The sequence below is a fragment of the Plesiocystis pacifica SIR-1 genome, from assembly GCF_000170895.1.
Classification (GTDB): domain Bacteria; phylum Myxococcota_A; class Polyangia; order Nannocystales; family Nannocystaceae; genus Plesiocystis; species Plesiocystis pacifica.
Window position 1 is genome coordinate 1 of record NZ_ABCS01000152.1, and the last position, 16,905, is coordinate 16,905.

Genomic DNA, 16,905 nt, shown 5'->3' on the forward strand with positions numbered 1-16,905 from the left:
GGGGGATCCGACCCCCTTGACCCGTGCCCGCTCTCCATCGGAGACGACCCTCCCCGCAAAACCCAGCCAAGACCCCCTCAACCACCAGTCAGCCATAGCTCGAGATGACCATCGACGAGCATGGCCAGGTCAGGCGCCTGATCCCCATCGATGTCGTGAGCACCCAAGACCTCCCCATCGAGCCCCTCGAGGATCTCCGTCGACAGCGCCCCAAAGCCCACCTCGGGGACTAGCAGCCCGGGCACGTCGAGCCCGTCGTGGTGGTTCTGAAGCACCCAAGCCATGTTCGCAGGCCCGAGCTCGAGGCGCGCCAGGGTCGCGCCGAACAGATACTCGGCGTAGTCGTGGGCCACGAAGCTCGGCTCGGCGAAGGTCCCCGCGCCGAGGTTCTCCGCCGTGAACAGCCCGCCCTTGCCCGCGGCCACGAGGTCGAGGTCCGCGTCGCCGTCGAGGTCGACGAGCTCGATGTCCCCGCCCTCGACCACGCCGCTGGCCATGCCCGCGAGGGTCTGGGTGACCGTGAACGCCCCGTCGACGTGGCGGTAGACCATCGCGGGGAGCACCCCGGGGATCTGGTTGCAGCTCCCCGTCCCGACCACGTCGTCGCGGCCGTCGCCGTCGAGGTCGGCCACGGCCGTCGCCGAGAAGTAGCACGCCGGCGAGGGCACGTTGGCCTCGACCTCGAAGACCACGAGGTTGTTGTGGACGAGGTGGCCGCCCTGGCCGTGGCCCTGGGGGATGAACAGGTCGGTGAGCTCGTCGCCGTTGGCGTCGAGGGCGACGCTGCCGAAGCCGTGGAAGCCGTCGATCGGGAACTCGAGGCCGTCAAACAGCGCCCCGCTGCCGTCGTTGATCAAGATCTGCCCGTCGCCGACCGAAGAGAACACGATCAGGTCCGCGGCCTCGCTGCCGAGGAAGCGGCCGGTGACCATGGAATCGACCGCGGTCGCCAAGGCGAGCTGATGGTGGAGCTCGAAGGCGCCCGCGCCGTCCCCCAGCCAGACCGAGCCGGTCCCAAACTGCACGGCGAAGACGTCGAGGTCCCCGTCGCCGTCGAGATCGGCGAAGTCCAGCCACTGCGCCTCGAGATCGAGGACGCGGTGGGTGAAGCCCCATGGCCCCAGCCCTCCTTCGGGCTCGCCGGTCTCGGTGGTCCCGCTCTCGGTCTCGCTCTCGGTCTCGCTCTCAGTCGTCTCCGCCTCGTCTCCGCGCTCGGTCTCGTCGAGATCCCCAGCTCCGAGATCGGCGGGGTCGAGGACGACGCAAGCTCCGAGAGCCAGGGCGAGGGTGAGGCAAGAGGTCAGGGTCCGCGCGTGATCGTGCATGGTCCGTGGTTGTCCAGCTCGCCGAGGTCTCGTTGCCGCTTCGTTCACCAGCACGCGTGTTCGAGGCGCGGGAGCATGGGCGAGCTGGGCTCGGCCTCGGCGAGGGCGCGCAGCCGGGCCTCGGCCTCGTCCCCGCGCTCGAGGGCACACAGCGCAGCGACCTCCGTGGCCACGCGCTGGCCTCGGAACGCGGCCTGACCCGCGGGCAACTTGGCGAGGATCTCGAGGGCCATGTGCGGGTCATCGGCCACGAGCGCAGCCCGAGCCTCACGGATCTGCGCGAAGGCGTCCTCCTCTCGCCCGTCGTCGGCCTTGGCCGAGGCTGAAGTCGCGCTCGGTCGCTCGCGCGGGTTCGATGGCGCCGATGGCTGAGTCTGCGCCCGCGCCACGGGAACAAAGACCGCGCTGGGACCCGGGCGCTCGGGTGGTGGCGACAGCGAAGACGCGTCCACCGGAGCGAGCGCTCCCCCTTCAACCTGCGTACGCACGCGCGGCTCGGCGAGTCGCTCGGGCTCGGGCTCGGGCTCGCCCACGCCCAAGGCCCAGACCACCCCCGCGACGCTCGCCAGCCCAACGACCGCTCCCGCGAGCTGAAGGACCACCGGCTTGGCCAAAGCTCCACCCGCGAGGCCTCCCCCTCGAGCTGCCTCGAGCTCCGGCGCGAGCACCACCAACAAGCCCGCCCGCGTCCGCTCTCGCTGCTCCCGCGGCGCCTTGGCCAGGGGCGCCGCCAACTCGCGGGCCCGCTCGCGCACCGCCGCGCGCGAACGCGGGAGCTCGAAGTGGGCACAAAACTGCTTTCGAGCAGCTCGCAGCCGAGTGCTCACGGTGTTCACATTGACCCCGAGGGCCTCACCGATCTCACCGGCGGTCATGCCCTCAATCTCGGTCAATACGAAGATCGCCCGCTTGTTCGGCCCGAGCTCGGCCAGGAACTCGTCGAGCAAGCTGCGCGCGAGCAGCTGCTCCTCCTCCCCGCGCGGGCCAACCGGCCAGCGCTCGGCGTCGGCCAGGGCGGCCCGCCGTCGGCTCCGACGTCGCTCGCCTCGGTGATGGTTGCGGGCGACGTTGCGCAAGATGCCGAACAGCCAGGTCGTCGGTGAGGCGCGGCCGTCGTAGACCGCGAACCGGCGGTAGGCGACGGTGAAGGTCTCCTGAACCAGATCCTCGACGTCGCTGTCGTTGGCCCCGGGCAGCATCAGCCGGGCGTTGCGCCACACGAAGGTGTAGTGGCTGCGATAAAAGCGCTCGAACTCGCCGCCGAGGCTCGCGGCGCGGCGTCGGAGCGAGGACCACCGGGGTCCCCCGAGGGTCGAAGGTTCACGTGCTCGAGGAAGGTTCACGGTCGGCGCCTTGGGGCCATCTGCAGTGGTTGTCCAGACCCGCTGCGTTTCGTTGGGTCCGCGATCAAAACATGCGCAGCTCGAGGCCGAGGCGCGCACGACCCGCAGCTACCGGTACCACATAGCTCGCAGAGGGGTCCTGCAGGCGAAATTCGGGGCGCAGGAGGTTCGCGCCCGCGCCCGCGTCCAGGGTCAGGGCGAGCCGGGGATGGAGCGCGACGGCCAGCCCGAGCTCGGCCGCCGACCACAGCCACGGCTGGGTCCCCAGCAGCGGATCGCGGACCCCGACCCCCGTCCCGCGCATCTGACCTGCCCCCAGCGCGAGGCAGGCTCGAAGGTCGACGCGGCCCCAGCGGGGGACCAGGCACGGGCGCACCCGCAGGTCCCAGGCCAGGAGGTCGCCGCCGCGCTCGGCCGCCGCGGCCTCGGGATCTCGAAAACGACCCGCGAGCGTCGCTCCCCCCGCGAGCGTCAAGTCGAGGCCCAGCCGCGCTCCAGGCCTGCGCGCGGCCACGCCGAGGCCACCGTGGACCGTGGGCGCAAGCTCGGGGAAGACCCCCACGGCCAGGCCGCCCTCGGCGATGACCAGCAGTTGCAGCGCTGGGGGAGTCCTGGCCTCCTCCTCGCTCGCGACTCGGGCGGGCTCAGGTGCGGGTGCGGGCGCTTCGATGGCGTCGGCCCGAGGCGCTGGGGAAGCCACCGGGGCCGCGGGCTCCTCCCGGACCACTGATCGGGTCCGCGGGCGCTGGATCGGCACGGGAGCGAGGGCTTCGACGGGAGCCCTGGGGGGCTCCACGGGCAGGGCCCCGGCGAGGGGATCGATGGTGATCGCAACCAACGCGGCGGCGGTCTCCGCCAGCTCCGCGCAGTCGTGGGAGCGCAGCTGATGACGCTCCTCCCAATCGCCGACCCGCGCGCGCAGCTCGAGCTCGAACACCCCCCCGCGCGGGACGACGTGGGCGACAAAGGCGAACTCGCCAGCGAAGTCGGAGCGCCGCAAGTACGCGCCGACCCGCTCGCGGACCCACTCGGCGCTCGGACACTCGAGCGAGGCCTCCCAAGCGAGCTCGAGTCCGACCGGCGCCGGGGCTTCGGCGTCGGGGAGGCCCCCGCCGGCGAAGAGCGTGGCACCCAGGGCGAGGCTGCCGAGCAGGGGCACGCAGGGGTTGTAGCGCTCAACCCCTCCCGGCGCAGCTCCCGAGGCCCGAGAGCCGGCGACCCCCGAGCTCGACCGCCGCCGCTGGGTGCCGGAGCTTCGCGTCCGTGTGCCATCAAAAACCGGCTCGCCGGCCCTCGACTACCCTCATTCATGACAGTCAGCGACCCAAAAAATGTACACATTTAATCCGACGGATTCCGGGCGCGCGGCGATGGCGGGGGTACCATGAAACACAACGCGATTCGTCTCCTCTCCGTCCTCACCCTCGGCCTGGCTAGCGCGACCTCGATGGTCGCCTGCGACGCCGAGGAGGGCGAAGACTACGAAATGCTTCAGCTCGACGAAGACGAGGAGGAGCAGGCCTTCCGCGCCGGAAATTACTATGTTCCGGTCGGCACCCACGACGCCGCCAACTGCAACAACATCGCCGGCTGGGTCAAGGACGGGGACACCACCGCCGCGACCTGGGTGTCGATCCATCGCGACGCCCCCTACCCCAACGGCACCGAGGTCGCCGTGGTCAAGGCCGACAAGTACCGCGCCGATCTGCCCTGGGCCGACAAGAACCACGGCTTCAACATCAGCACGCCCAATTCCCTCAAGAACGGCCAGCACGTGACCCTCTACGTCCACGGCATCAACGTCGACGCCAACGGCAACTGGGACGTCAACGCCCTGAGCCCGCTGCTCAACAACACCGGCAAGACCATCTGCTGCGGCCAGGGCTGCTTCGACGGGCCCGGCGACGGGGGCGACTTCATTCCCCCGATGTGAGGCGCTTCGCAACGCTCGACCACTTCGGCGCGCTTGCCCGCCGGCCCTGATCCTTCGCGCTCGCGGGCCTGCGGTGCAAGCCGCCGCCACCACCTCATCAGGCTGCCGCGTCGATCCAACGCCTGGCGCAGGCCTCGTAGTGCGCGAGCAGGTCGCTCAGCTCGGGCCGGAGCGTCGCGGCGAAGAAGCCCTGCTCCGCCGCCAGACGAGCCTCGGACCCCGCGGCGGGGTCGATGCCGTGGACCCGGTACGCCGCCCCGCACTGCGCGACGGTCGAGGCCCAGGACTGCCCGCGCTTGCCTGGTCGGAACAGCTCGAGCAGCACGCAGCGCTCGGCCACCGCGAGGATCACCGCCACCCAGCGCGGGTCCTCGGGCCCGATCCCACCCAAGCGATCGAGCAGCGCGACCTGGCCCCGCTCCGAAGCGAGCTGCCAGGGGTCGACGAGCAGGGCGAGCGCCGCGAGCAGCTCTGGGCTGACGAAGGGGCGCACCTCCTCGACACTCAGCGCGTTGCAGCGGGTCACGAACAGCAGGTTGACCAGGTCGACCAGGTGCTCGCCGAAGGGCCTCAAAAAGCGCAAGTGCCACGCGACGCGGGGGACGGTCAGGCCTCGATCCGCGTGCGCGTCGAGCAGCGCCGCGAAGGCCACGCGCAGCCCGACCTCGGGGCGCAGGCGCTCGGGCGCGAACAGGCTCGCCATGGCCGGCGTGTAGGCGCGGATCCTTCGCAGCGCCGCGAGCTCGAGGGTCTCGACGCCCCACGCCGCCGCGAGCAAGGGCGCCCTCGAGCCCACGTGATGACGCGGCGCCAGCCCTGGCCACGCGTGGCAGCACATCGGCTCGAGCTCGAAGGGGTGCGCCTCCATGAAGCCGATCTCCACGCTGCGCTGGTCCTCGCCGCTCGCCGCTGTGCCCGGGAAGTCGACGACGGGGTGGAGCTCGAGCCCGGTGAGCTCGTCGAGGTCCGCGCAGACCCGCTCGGCCCGCCTTCGCGCCAGCGCCTGGGCGCGCTCGCTGCCCACGGCTCGCCCGCCCGAGGCCGCGCGCCCGCAGACCCGCACGTTCCAGCGCGGCCGGCTGTCCGCGAAGGGCTCGAGCAAGGCGCGGAGCTCATCGAGGGCCCGCCGATGCAGGGGCTGCAGCGCGTCGCTGTCGCGGTCAAAGCCGGTGAGCTCGAGCTTGGGCTGCGCCGTGCCCATGCCGGATCCCCGTACGCCCGGGCGCGCGGGCTCGAGCTTCCGCTCGGGCGCCTGCGCGAGCTCGGCCTCACGCTCGACCAGGGGCAGCCCGAGGAGCTCGGCGGGCGACAGCACGCGCGCGCCCTCGGGACGCGACGTACGCGGGCAGCCCGTGGGCAGGGCGACCAGGGGATCGTCGGCCAGCAGCTCGGCCTCGTGGCCGTCCGAGGCTGCGACCTTCAGGATCGTCCGCAGCGCAAATTGCTCCTGGGACCTCGCCTCGACGGCCTCGAACACCGCGGGGGAGAAGGGCTCGGTGTGGACCACGAGCCGCCCCCCCGCCGGAACCCGAAACAGGTTGGTCCCGAGCGCGAAGCGAGCCCGGGCGACGGCCACCAGCGCGTCGAGTTTGGGCCGAATCCCCCCGAGGAGCGACCAGCCCTCGTCGGAGATCGCACCGCCGACGTGCGCGACGACCTGGCGCTCGGCCTCGCCAAAGCCGCCCACCTTTGCGAGCCCGAAGTCGACGCCGAGCGGTCCGCCGCAGCGGTTGACGATCTCGATGGCCAGGCTGAGCTCGCCCCCGCGCGCGTGGAGCGTCGGCGCGATGGTCAGGGACGCGAGCTTGGTCTGATGGGTCCAGCCCAGCTCCCTGCTCGACGCCGAGGTGATGATGCCCATGGAGGGCGCTCAGCATAGCGCGCTAACGGCAGGCCGCGGCCACGTCGTCCCAGCTGGGCATCGAGAGGTTGACGCGCTCCCACAGCAGCGGATGGCAGTCGTACCAAAAGTGCGAGTTGTGGTAGCGCAGCATCATGTGGCTCTGGAGCAGGGCGTCCATGCGCTCGCGGTTGTGCTCGTCGAGCAGGAACTGCCGGTTCGCGTGCACGTGCTTGAGCTGGACCTCGTCGCGGCTCTCGAGGCCCTCGAGATAGGTCTGGCGCACCTGCACGATCGCCTGGTCGGCGATGGCCCGGGAGATGCGCTGACCCTTGCCCACGCGGTAGATGCAGTCGATGACCAGGCGCAGCAGGTCGCGCATGTAGCCGCCGCTGTGCACGGCCAACCACGCGGCGATGGCCGGATCCTCGAAGTGCTCGGCGGGCACGCGCTTGAACAGCGCGTCTCGCATGGCGCACACCCCCGCGACGTTCATGCGCGGGCGCCCCTCTTCGTCCTCCTCGCGCTCGAACACCCGGACCATGGGCAAGAACAGCAGCTCGTGGCCAAACTGCTGGCCCAGCTGGGCCGCCGCCCGGACCATGAAGGAGGGCACGGTGTAGATGACGTGGACCGACGGGCGCAGCTCTCGACCGTGGGTCAAGAAGGCGCCGAACCAGTGGTTGCGGTACTTCTCGCGCTCCTCCGGGCCGGAGAGATCGCCGGTCGCCCGCTTCTCGAAGCCGTCGAGGATGATGACCAGGGGCTCGCCGGCCTCGTCGGCCTCGTCGGCGGCCTTCTCGAGCAGGGCGAAGACCCGCTCGCGCAGGTCCTGGAGCGAGGCCAGGTGCCGGGCGGCGCGCTGGAACAGGGTGCTGTTCGTCGTCAGCCCAGCCTTGACGTCCACGGGGCCTGCCCCGGCGCCGAAGCCCTCGAGCTTCACGTCGCTGACCAGCAGCTCCTTGACCTGGCGGGCGTACTCCCCGAGCCAGCCGCCCGCGTCCTCGGGCTTGCCGTCGGGGTACAGGGCCAGGACCAGGGCCAGGAGGATGTCCTGGTGGGTGATGGGCTCGTCGTCGCGGATCCACGCGCCCGCGTCCGCCAGCACCACCCGGTAGTCGAGGCCGACGAGCTCTTGCTCGAGCTGCGAGAGCTCGGTGCTCTTGCCGCTGCCCGGGAGGCCCGTGACCAGCTGCGTCGTCGGCTCCGAGGCCAGATCGATGACCTCCGCCGCCCGCGTCCGCCAGGGCTGCCCGCGGAGCTCCCCGGCGTCGAAGTCGTAGTGCCGGGGGTCGTGGGGCGGGATCGGCTCGTCGGGCTTGCACTGCCGCAGCAGGTGCTTTTTGGTCTTGCGATCCATCGGGCAGCACACCCTAGCAGGGCCCCGAACCCCGGGAAAGTTCGGGGCACTTTGAGCCACGGCCGAGCGGGCGGGTCTCAGCCGCGTCGGCGCAGCTCTTGGCGCAGCCAGTCGAGCTCCGCCCCGAGCGCAGCCCAGTCCGCCTCCGCACGCGCGGCTTCCGAGCTCGCCAGGGCCTGCATGCGCTCGTCGAGCACGTCCATGGCCGCGCGCAATTTTTCGTCCGTGGGCCGGGGTCGCCCGGGCAGCAGCCGCACCGCCTGGGCGAGCACCATCCGGCCGTGCTCGAGCGCCTCGGGGCTCCAGGGGCCCTCTGGAATCCACACCGCGTCCGCCAGCCACATCCACGCTTCGTCGCGCTCTGGGCTCAACTCCGACACGCTTGCGAGCAGCTCCCGGGCCTCGTCGAAGCGACCCCCGGCCCGCCCCCGCGCGACGAGGCCGGCGAGCCCGACGAGTACGAAGTGAGTGCCCACGCCGAGGACCACGGCACCGACTGGCGCGAGCGGCCCCCACAGCTCGAAGCCGGCCCAGGCGATCGCCGCCAGGGACACGGCCCACGCGGGAAAGGCTGGCACGAAGCGCACCGGGACCCCGGCGACCTCGCTCACGGCCAACATCCCGAAGGCGAGGCAGGAGCCGTAGAGCAGCGCCTCGGTGCCCTCGGGCACGCCCAGGAGCTGCGTCACGACCAGCTCGCCGAAGAACTGGGTCAGGATCAGGGCGAGCAGCGCGGTCTTGACCGAGCGGCTGAGCCAGCGCGTGCGCTCGCCTGGGGCGTCATCGACCACCGCCCGACGCTAGCAGACCTGAGCGCGGGCGCCCAGTCCTCGGCCAGCTCTCGGCCAGCCCTCGACCCCGAGCACCGCGCCGACCCGGCTCTCCAAGCGGCGCGCGCTCATCACCCCCTCATCATCCAGGTCGAAAAACTCATCCACTTCGTCATCAATGCACATCGATTTACCTCCATGAAAACATGACACCGTAAACGCGTAGTCAAGCGGGCATATACCGACAGTCGTCATGACCTGACGATCGGCACGTCCTGCTATTCCCGCGACTGTGACATTCCGCAGGCGAGTTCGTCCATCGCGCAGGGGCGGCGCCCAGGCCCACGAAACGAGCACTTGCCCCTGAGCGCCGCAGTCAATCCGGGCGACTTCGAACATTGCCCCCCGCGATTGCCTTGTCATAACTGCGCTCATGAAAAATCAACATACGAACATTCGCCTCGAGCACTTGGTGATGGTTTTCGGCTGTGCAGTGATTGGCTTTGCCTGCGACTCCGGGGAGCCCGAGGGCGCGGACCCCCACGCTCAAGCCATGGGCTCGGCCTTCGCCCTCAACACCCTCCTCGGCGACGGCTTCGAGGGCGAGTCGCTGCGCGACGGATTCGTCTTGCCCGAGCTCCCCGACGCGGGAACCCAGCCCTGGGAGCCCGCGAACGGCTACTTCGAGCGTAATTTCGACGATCCCAAGGACCAGGTCTTCTACGACGACTGCCCCGCGGGGCCGGCCGACGGACCGCTCGAGTTCGTCGACGAGATCGAGGTCACCCCCGCGGACCAGAGCCTGACCTGGTACAACGTGCTGACCTTCATCCCCGAGGGGGTGACGGTGCTCGATGGCCAGGGCGAGGTTCGCGAACTCGGCGACCGCGAGGCCCTCGAGAGCTGCGAGTACAGCTCCTCTCATGCCCACTGCGAGCGCTCGGGTGTCCAGTTTGACTTCGCCGCCCTGCCCTTCCTGCCGGGCATCGACGCCCGCCTCGTCGGCAGCAGCGAGCTGCACATGTTCTGGGACTACGGCCAGCAGGGCTTCTACGTCATCCGCAAGGGCAGCTCGGCCTGCGAGGGGGCCGACTGCGGGCATCCCTTCGTCGCCAACTTCCCGGCCACGCCGCCCCCGGAGGGCTGCGAGTCCATGGGCGGCCAGGTCTACCAGCGCCTGACCAGCCCCTGAGCCAAGCTGTCGGTCGCCGCCCTGCCGCTGCGGGCGGCGGCCGTCCTGCCACCGCGGGCGCCCTACATGTTGCGGCGGTACTCGCCGCCGACCTCGAAGAGCTTGTGGGTGATCTCGCCCAGCGAGCACACCCGGGCCACGTCCATGAGGCACTCGAAGATGTTCCCGCCGGCCAGCGCGACCTCCTCGAGGCGCGCGAGGGCCTGGGCCCGCTCGCCCGCGTGCTTGGCCTGGTAGGCCCGCAGCCGCTCGATCTGGGCATTCTTTTCGTCCCCGCTCGCGCGCGTGAGCTCGACGGCGTCGGCCTCTTCGTTGGCGTTCATGTTGGGGTTTTGGAAGGTGTTGACGCCGACGATGGGCAGCTCGCCGGTGTGCTTGAGGCGCTCGTACTTGAGGCTCTCGTCCTGGATCTTGCCGCGCTGGTACTGGCGCTCCATGGCCCCGAGCACGCCGCCGCGCTCGTCGATGCGCAAGAACTCCTCGAGCACCGCCTCCTCGACCAGCTCGGTCAGCTCCTCGACGATGTAGCTGCCCTGGAGCTGGTTCTCGTTCTTGGCCAGGCCCTGCTCCTTGGTGATGATCATCTGGATGGCCATGGCCCGGCGCACGCTCTCCTCCGTGGGCGTGGTGATGGCCTCGTCGTAGGCGTTGGTGTGCAGGCTGTTGCAGTTGTCGTAGTAAGCGAACAGGGCCTGCAAGGTCGTGCGGATGTCGTTGAAGTCGATCTCCATCGCGTGCAGCGAGCGGCCGCTGGTCTGGATGTGATACTTGAACTTCTGGCTGCGCTCGTTGGCCCCGTAGAGATCACGCATGGCCACGGCCCAGATCCGCCGGGCGACCCGGCCGATGACCGTGTACTCGGCGTCGAGTCCGTTGGAGAAGAAGAAGCTCAGGTTGCGGGCGAAGTCGTCGACCTTCATCCCCCGCGAGCGGTAGTACTCGACGTAGGTGAAGCCGTTGGCCAGGGTGAAGGCGAGCTGGGAGATGGGGTTCGCCCCGGCCTCGGCGATGTGATAGCCGCTGATGCTGACCGAGTAGTAGTTCCGGACCCGCTTTTGGATGAAGTACTCCTGGATGTCGCCCATCATCCGCAGGGCGAACTCGATGGAGAAGATGCAGGTGTTCTGGCCCTGGTCCTCCTTGAGGATGTCGGCCTGGACCGTGCCGCGGACCTGGGACAGGGCCAGGTCGCGCAGCTGGTCGCGCTCGTCGGGGTTGGGCTCCCGGCCCTCGCGCTCGGTGAAGGCCTCGACCTGCTGGTCGAAGGCCGCGTTCATGTAAAAGGCCAGGACGATGGGCGCGGGCCCGTTGATGGTCATCGACACCGAGGTCGAGGGCGCGCTCAGGTCAAAGCCCGCGTAGAGGTCCCGGGCGTCCTGCAGCGTGCACACCGACACGCCGCTCTCGCCGATCTTGCCCCACACGTCGGGGCGCTCCCCGGGGTCCCAGCCGTAGAGGGTCACGCTGTCGAAGGCCGTCGACAGGCGCTTGGCGGCCTCGCCCTCGGACAGGTACTTGAAGCGCTCGTTGGTCCGCGCGGGACCCCCCTCGCCGGCGAACATGCGCTTGGGGTCCTCGCCCTCGCGCTTGAAGGGGAACACGCCGCCGGTGAAGGGGAAGTGGCCGGGCGGGCCCTCGAGCAGCATGTAGCGCAGCGCGGCCCCGGGCTCGTCGTCGGCGGGCAGGCAGACCTTGGGGATGCGCGAGTCCGAGAGGGTGGTGAAGTGGGTCGGGTAGCGGACCTCGCGGTTGCGGATCTGGATGACGTACTCGTCGGCGGCGTACTGCTCGCGCAGCTTGGGCAGGAGCTCGAGGGCCCGGCGGGCGTCGCCGTCGAGGCGGACCTCGGTGGCCTCGATCTGCGCGTCGAACCAGGCCATGGTCGACTCGACCCCCGCCCCGCCGAGGCCGCCGTCTTCGCTAGCGGCGAGGGCCTTGGTCGCGCGCAGGTGGCCGAGGGTGCGGGCGACCTCGATCTGCTGGCGCACCCGGGCCTTGTAGGCGCGCACGCTGTGCACGACCTCGGCGAGGTAGTGGACGCGCTCGGGCGGGATGATGTCGCGGGTGTCGCTGGCGAGGGCGCGCTGGGCCTCGGGGACGGCGCAGGTCCAGTCCGGCCCCGAGATCTCCGAGAGCCTGGCGCACAGCGCCGCGTACAGGCCGTTCACGCCGCTGTCGTTGAAGCGACTCGCGACCGTGCCAAACACCGGGAGCTCGTGGTCCTCGACGCCGTGGAACAAGTTGCGGTTGCGCCGGACCTGCTTGCGGACGTCGCGGAAGGCGTCCTTGCTGCCCTTGCGCTCGTACTTGTTGATGGCCACGAAGTCGGCGACGTCGAGCATCTCGATCTTCTCGAGCTGGCTCTGGGCGCCGTACTCCGCCGTCATCACGTAGAGGCAAAGATCCGCGATGGCGTCGATGGCCGCGTCGCCTTGACCAATGCCCGAGGTCTCGACCAAGACCAGCTCGTAACCGGCCAGCTTGCACAGGCGCACGGCGTCGAGGGTCGCGGCCGCGACCTCGGCCCCCGACGAGCGCGTGGCCATGCTGCGCATGTACACGTTGGGGTGGCGGACGGAGTTCATGCGGATGCGGTCCCCGAGCAGGGCCCCGCCGGTCCGCCGCCGGCTCGGGTCCACGGAGATCACCGCGATCTTGCGGCTCGGGTTCTCGCGGGCGAAGCGAGCCACGAGCTCGTCGGTCAGCGAGCTCTTGCCCGCACCGCCCGTTCCCGTGAGCCCCAATACCGGGACTTCAGGCAAGCTCGCGTCGGCCATGGCCGCGAGCAGATCCCGGGCCTGCTCGCCTCCGTTCTCGAGCACGGTGATCAGCCGCGCCAGGCTGACGGTCCGCGCCGAGGCCCCCTCGACCCCCTCGACACTCTGGGGCGCGAGCAGCTTGGCGAACTCGGCCCGCGCGTTTGCGGGCGCCGTCGAGAAGTTGGCCCCCTGCATGATCATGGCGATCATCCCGTCGAGGCCGTGGGTGCGTCCGTCCTCCGGCGAGAAGATCCGGTTGATCCCGTAGCGGTGCAGCTCGTCGATCTCTCGGGGCACGATAACGCCCCCCCCGCCGCCCCAGATCGTGATGTGCGGGGCGCCCTTCTCCCGCAGCAGGTCGTACATGTACTTGAAGAACTCCATGTGCCCGCCCTGGTAGGAGCTGACGGCGATGGCCTGGGCGTCCTCTTGGATCGCCGCGTCGACGACCTCGGCGGCGCCGCGGTTGTGGCCCAGGTGGATCACCTCCGCCCCTTGGGCCTGGAGAATCCTCCGCATCACGTTGATCGCGGCGTCGTGACCGTCAAACAGGGCAGCCGCGGTCACCACCCTGATCTTCTGGGCGGCGTTTTCGGGCAGGGAGTTCGAACTCGACGGGGCAAGGTCGGCAGCAGCGTTCGACATGATCGCCCGGAAGGTACGCCCAGCCACCGCCAACGTCAGCTGCGCGAGAGAATTCACAGCACGAGCGCGAGCTGTCACGCACATCCGCGCACCTTCCGCTCAAAAAAACGGGCCTCTAACTCGGTCCGGGCTAAACTCCCGACGGCATTCATGGAACACTGGGGCGAGCGCTGACTGGCGCCGCGAACTCAACCGCACACCCTGCGATTTTCCCGAGTGCTCCAGAACCCGCACAACCCGAGCCAACCATGGCGAACGCACCCAAAGGCAGCCGATCCAAGCCAGGACGCGAAGCGTCCTCGAGCTTGAGCATGGAGATGGTCGTGGACGACGACGTCGGACGCACCATCGCGGGGCGCTACGAGGTCACCCGCGTCATCGGCGAGGGCGGCATGGGCGTGGTCTACGAGGCCTACGACACCAAGGTCGATCGCGACGTGGCCATCAAGGTGGTCCGCAGCGAGTGCCTCTCGGACCGCAAGTTCCTCACCCGCTTCCGGCGCGAGATGGAAGTCACCACGCGCCTGCGCCACCCCTCGACCATCCGCGTGTTCGAGCACGGCGAGTCCAACGACGGCCGGCCCTACATGGTGATGGAGCTGCTGACCGGCGAGAGCCTCGCCGATCGCCTCGAGCGCGGCCGCATCCCCGAGATCGAGGCGCTCCAGCACGCCCGGCAGATCGCCGAGAGCCTGTCCGAGGCCCACGAGAACGGCATCTTCCACCGCGACCTCAAGCCCGACAACATCTTCATCGAGAGCGTCGGCGTGTCGACGGTCGTCAAGGTCCTCGACTTCGGCATCGCCGGAGGCCTCGACGCCACCCGCCTCACCAAGGCCGGCGAGGTGTTCGGCACGCCCCAGTACATGTCGCCCGAGCAGTGCAACGGCGCCCCGCTGGACCACCGCACGGACATCTACTCCCTCGGCTGCATCCTCTACGAGATGCTCGAGGGTCGCCCGCCCTTCTCGGCCGAGTCGCCCATGGCGACGATGCTCAAGCACGTCAAGGCCAAGGTCCCGCCGCCCCGGCACTGCTGCCGCGAGACCGCCAAGGTCCTGTCCATGGCGCTGCGCAAGGATCGCAACAAGCGAATCCAAGACTGCGGTCGCTTCGCGGAGCTCCTCGGCCAGTGCATCGGCGCCGCCCGGGCCCGCGCCGAGGGCCGCCAGCCCTCCATCACCCCGGACTCGGCCCTGCGCCGCAGCACCGGGACCGGGCCGATCTTCACCGTCGACGATCGCGGGGGCTCCAACGCGAGCGGGGCCATGGCCCTCGACGAGCCCGACAGCGTCGGCAGCAAGCTGGTCATCGGCGGCCTGCTGCTCGGCTTCGTGGTCATCGTCGGCGCCATGGTGTTCAGCAGCTCCAGCTCCCCGCGCGACGACGAGGCCGACAAGCCCCAGCAAGAGGACAGCGTCGAGGCCCCGAGCGTGGTCAACATCGACGAGCTGCCCAAGAACCGGGCGACGATCACCGCCAATATCGAGGGCGCGCGCGTGTTCCTCGACGGCGAGTTCGCCTGCGAGACGCCCTGCGCCATCGAGGTCCCCGTCGGCGACAACGAGGACCACGAGATCATCCTGCGCAAGGACGGCTACGTCGAGGTCATCGGCAAGTGGCAGCCCAAGAGCGTGACGGAGCGGCCTCCGGCCTTGCCGGATCTCAAGCCGGCCGACGCTGCCATCGAGCTGTAGTCCGCAACCCAACGACGGACCAGTGCGCCTGCGGCTAGGCCGCGGGGCTCACCACGCCTGACTCGGGCGGCGTCGAGGGGCTCGTCCCAGCGGCGCTCCCAGTACTCGGCGAGCAGCGGGCCCGCGTCGCGGCCTGCGGCGTGGACCTGGGGCAGCTGGCGGCTCAGGGCTTGGGCGGCGCCGGGGCGAGGTAGCCGGCCAGCTCGGTGTCGACGTTGCCGTTGCCCGGGTTGGTGAACACCCACAGCAGCTGATCGCCCAGGCGGATGTTCTGCGGCGTGCCCCAGGCCGGACCGACGCCGATCTCGGACACGACGAAGGTCGGGCCGAGCTCGCCGTCGGTGCGGACCCGGCGGGTCAGCAGGCGCGCGAGCAATTTTTCCTTCTCGTCGACCTCGATCCACGAGACCTCGGCCTGGCCGCCCTCGAAGCCGACCAGCGTGGGGTGGCCGATGGGGCGGCCGAGGCTGGCGACGATGGGCTCGTCGAAGCCCTGGCTGGCGCTGCCGATGGCCAGCCGGACCTCGCGCTTGCCCTCGGGCGCGGCGAACCACGCGACGTGCATGCTGCCCGTGGTCGCGGGCGCGACGGCCGGTCCGTTGCTCGAGCAGCCTTCGACCTTCCAGCCGTCCTCGGCGACGATCTTGGGCGCCTTGCCGGGCTCGACGACGGCGATGTCGCGGAGCTCCTCGTCGCTGCGATCGCGGTAGGCAACGTAGGGTCGGCTGCCGATGAGCTGGGCCGAGATCGGGGAGCAGTCGGACACCCGCGGGTCGACCACCCGAGCCGGTGCGCCGCGCTTGCCCTCGGCGTCGAGCAGCATCGTGCGCAGCTGCATGGCGCCCTCGTCCCCCTTGCCGCCGAGCTCCTCCGGGGCCCGGTCGGCGCCGTCGAGCCAGAACAGGCGGACGACCTCGCCGGTGACCACGAAGGCCGGGAAGCCAGCCTCGGGGCCCTTGGATCCGCCCAGGTCTTCGAGCGGGTCCCAGGCGTCGACGTAGCCGCCCCCGTCCTCGCGCGCGCTGAGCCGCAGGCCGTAGCCCTTGCTCGCGTCGGTCGCGTCGTTGAGCTGCGCCCAGGCGACGATCAGCGTGCCCGCGCTCGACTCGACCACCGCCGGCACGTTGAGCCAGTCGACGATCAAACCAGGTCCAGCGGCGACGGTCTCGGGCTCAGACCAGCTCAGGCCGCCCTCGGCCGCGGGCGTGCCCTTGGCGACCATCAGCGCCGGTGCCTCGCCCGCCTCGCTCATCCAGCTCAGCCACACGCCTCCGTCGCTCGCCGCGAGGCTGGCCGCGGAGCTGCGCGGGCCCGCGGGGAGCGTCAGGGCCTGGACGCCCTCGAGCTGGGAGAAGCCCTCGGCCTTGGCCTTCGGCTTGGCCCCCTCGGCCTCGCCCCCCTCGCCGCCCTTGGTCTTGGCCTCGGCCTCGGCCTCGACCTCGGCCTCGGCCTGCGGCTGCTTGGCCGGGCAGGCCAGCAAGGGCGCGCACAGACACACGCCGAGCAGGGAGAGCGCGGGTCGGAAGAGGGAGCGGTCGCGGGGGCGCACGAGCGGAGAATACAGCCCAGGCCCGGCGTACAAAAACGGGCCGCGGCACCCCACCCCGGGGTGGAGTTTCCGGGGGTTCACCCGGCGATTGTCCGGCGACGCTTCAGACGTCGGGGTCGAACTCGAACGTCGACGCCCGCCCCCCCCTGCGACGGTAAGATCCTCCGGTTCCGGAGCGCGATTGATGGAAGTGGAAGCTAGACCGCACGCCAAGGCCGCGAGCGCGGCGACCCAGCTCGACCCCGAGGCCCTCGAGCTGCGCGCGCGCTACGAGGCCGGGCCCGAGCGGCGCAAGCTCGCCGGCATCGTGCTCGGGGTCGTGGCCTTCATCCTGACCGCGGCGCGCATCCAGTTCGGCATCGTCCTCGGCCTCGAGCTGACCCCGCCCCTGCTGATCATGCCGATCGTCGTCGGCCTGGTGCTCGGCAGCGTGCTCGCCACGGCCTGGCACTTCTACCGTAGAGCCGACATGAGCGCGGCCTTGCTGGCCCT

The 16,905-nt window shown here is 70.4% G+C and carries 11 protein-coding genes and 1 pseudogene; 4 read left to right on the forward strand and 8 right to left on the reverse strand.

From position 1 onward, the window contains the following. Window positions 1-77: 77 nt before the first annotated feature. The 3 genes from PPSIR1_RS38855 to PPSIR1_RS38865 form a co-directional block, all read right to left on the reverse strand. Window positions 78-1,325: an FG-GAP-like repeat-containing protein gene (locus PPSIR1_RS38855; protein ID WP_006976784.1), complete on the reverse strand. Its 1,248-nt coding sequence runs from the start codon at window positions 1,323-1,325 to the stop codon at window positions 78-80. 44 nt (window positions 1,326-1,369) lie between these two features. Next, on the reverse strand, window positions 1,370-2,668 hold the full coding sequence (locus tag PPSIR1_RS45130; RefSeq protein WP_157596436.1) for an RNA polymerase sigma factor: 1,299 nt from the start codon (window positions 2,666-2,668) through the stop codon (window positions 1,370-1,372). A gap of 64 nt (window positions 2,669-2,732) precedes the next feature. Beyond that, window positions 2,733-3,827, reverse strand: coding sequence for a hypothetical protein (locus PPSIR1_RS38865; RefSeq protein WP_006976786.1), 1,095 nt, complete (start codon window positions 3,825-3,827; stop codon window positions 2,733-2,735). 225 nt (window positions 3,828-4,052) lie between these two features. Between PPSIR1_RS38865 and PPSIR1_RS38870 the strand changes: the two genes are divergently transcribed. Then, window positions 4,053-4,601 (forward strand): hypothetical protein, encoded by a 549-nt coding sequence (locus tag PPSIR1_RS38870; RefSeq protein WP_006976787.1) that lies wholly within the window; start codon window positions 4,053-4,055, stop codon window positions 4,599-4,601. Window positions 4,602-4,698: 97 nt separating this feature from the next. Here the strand turns inward: PPSIR1_RS38870 and PPSIR1_RS38875 are convergent, their stop codons facing one another. From PPSIR1_RS38875 to PPSIR1_RS38885, 3 genes are all read right to left on the reverse strand, one after another. Then, window positions 4,699-6,462, reverse strand: a complete 1,764-nt coding sequence (locus tag PPSIR1_RS38875) for a hypothetical protein (RefSeq protein WP_006976788.1) — start codon at window positions 6,460-6,462, stop codon at window positions 4,699-4,701. Window positions 6,463-6,484: 22 nt separating this feature from the next. Continuing rightward, entirely contained in the window at window positions 6,485-7,801 is a 1,317-nt protein-coding gene (locus tag PPSIR1_RS38880; RefSeq protein ID WP_006976789.1) for a KTI12 family protein, read from the reverse strand. Window positions 7,802-7,878: 77 nt separating this feature from the next. After that, a complete protein-coding gene (locus tag PPSIR1_RS38885) occupies window positions 7,879-8,592 on the reverse strand; it encodes a tetratricopeptide repeat protein (RefSeq protein ID WP_006976790.1) in 714 nt (237 codons plus the stop codon). Between the two features lie 472 nt (window positions 8,593-9,064). Here PPSIR1_RS38885 and PPSIR1_RS38890 point away from each other — a divergent pair, with 472 nt between their 5' ends. Beyond that, window positions 9,065-9,763, forward strand: a complete 699-nt coding sequence (locus tag PPSIR1_RS38890; protein ID WP_006976792.1) for a hypothetical protein — start codon at window positions 9,065-9,067, stop codon at window positions 9,761-9,763. A gap of 62 nt (window positions 9,764-9,825) precedes the next feature. Here PPSIR1_RS38890 and icmF read toward each other — a convergent pair whose 3' ends face one another. Continuing rightward, on the reverse strand, window positions 9,826-13,092 hold the full coding sequence (icmF, locus tag PPSIR1_RS38895; protein ID WP_006976793.1) for a fused isobutyryl-CoA mutase/GTPase IcmF: 3,267 nt from the start codon (window positions 13,090-13,092) through the stop codon (window positions 9,826-9,828). 398 nt (window positions 13,093-13,490) lie between these two features. On the opposite strand from icmF, the gene PPSIR1_RS45135 reads away from it, so the two are divergent. Then, on the forward strand, window positions 13,491-14,864 hold the full coding sequence (locus PPSIR1_RS45135; RefSeq protein ID WP_198154713.1) for a serine/threonine protein kinase: 1,374 nt from the start codon (window positions 13,491-13,493) through the stop codon (window positions 14,862-14,864). 163 nt (window positions 14,865-15,027) lie between these two features. Here the strand turns inward: PPSIR1_RS45135 and PPSIR1_RS38905 are convergent, their stop codons facing one another. Then, entirely contained in the window at window positions 15,028-16,413 is a 1,386-nt protein-coding gene (locus tag PPSIR1_RS38905; protein ID WP_006976795.1) for a hypothetical protein, read from the reverse strand. A 190-nt stretch (window positions 16,414-16,603) separates the two neighbouring features. Between PPSIR1_RS38905 and PPSIR1_RS38910 the strand changes: the two are divergent. Beyond that, window positions 16,604-16,905: pseudogene (locus PPSIR1_RS38910) on the forward strand (hypothetical protein); the annotation flags it as partial.

Excerpts from the sequence above, each read along its gene's own strand:
- PPSIR1_RS38855 (WP_006976784.1), bottom strand. The coding sequence starts at position 1,325 with ATGCACGATCACGCGCGGACCCTGACCTCTTGCCTCACCCTCGCCCTG.
- PPSIR1_RS38870 (WP_006976787.1), top strand. The coding sequence starts at position 4,053 with ATGAAACACAACGCGATTCGTCTCCTCTCCGTCCTCACCCTCGGCCTG.
- PPSIR1_RS38875 (WP_006976788.1), bottom strand. The coding sequence starts at position 6,462 with ATGGGCATCATCACCTCGGCGTCGAGCAGGGAGCTGGGCTGGACCCAT.
- PPSIR1_RS38880 (WP_006976789.1), bottom strand. The coding sequence starts at position 7,801 with ATGGATCGCAAGACCAAAAAGCACCTGCTGCGGCAGTGCAAGCCCGAC.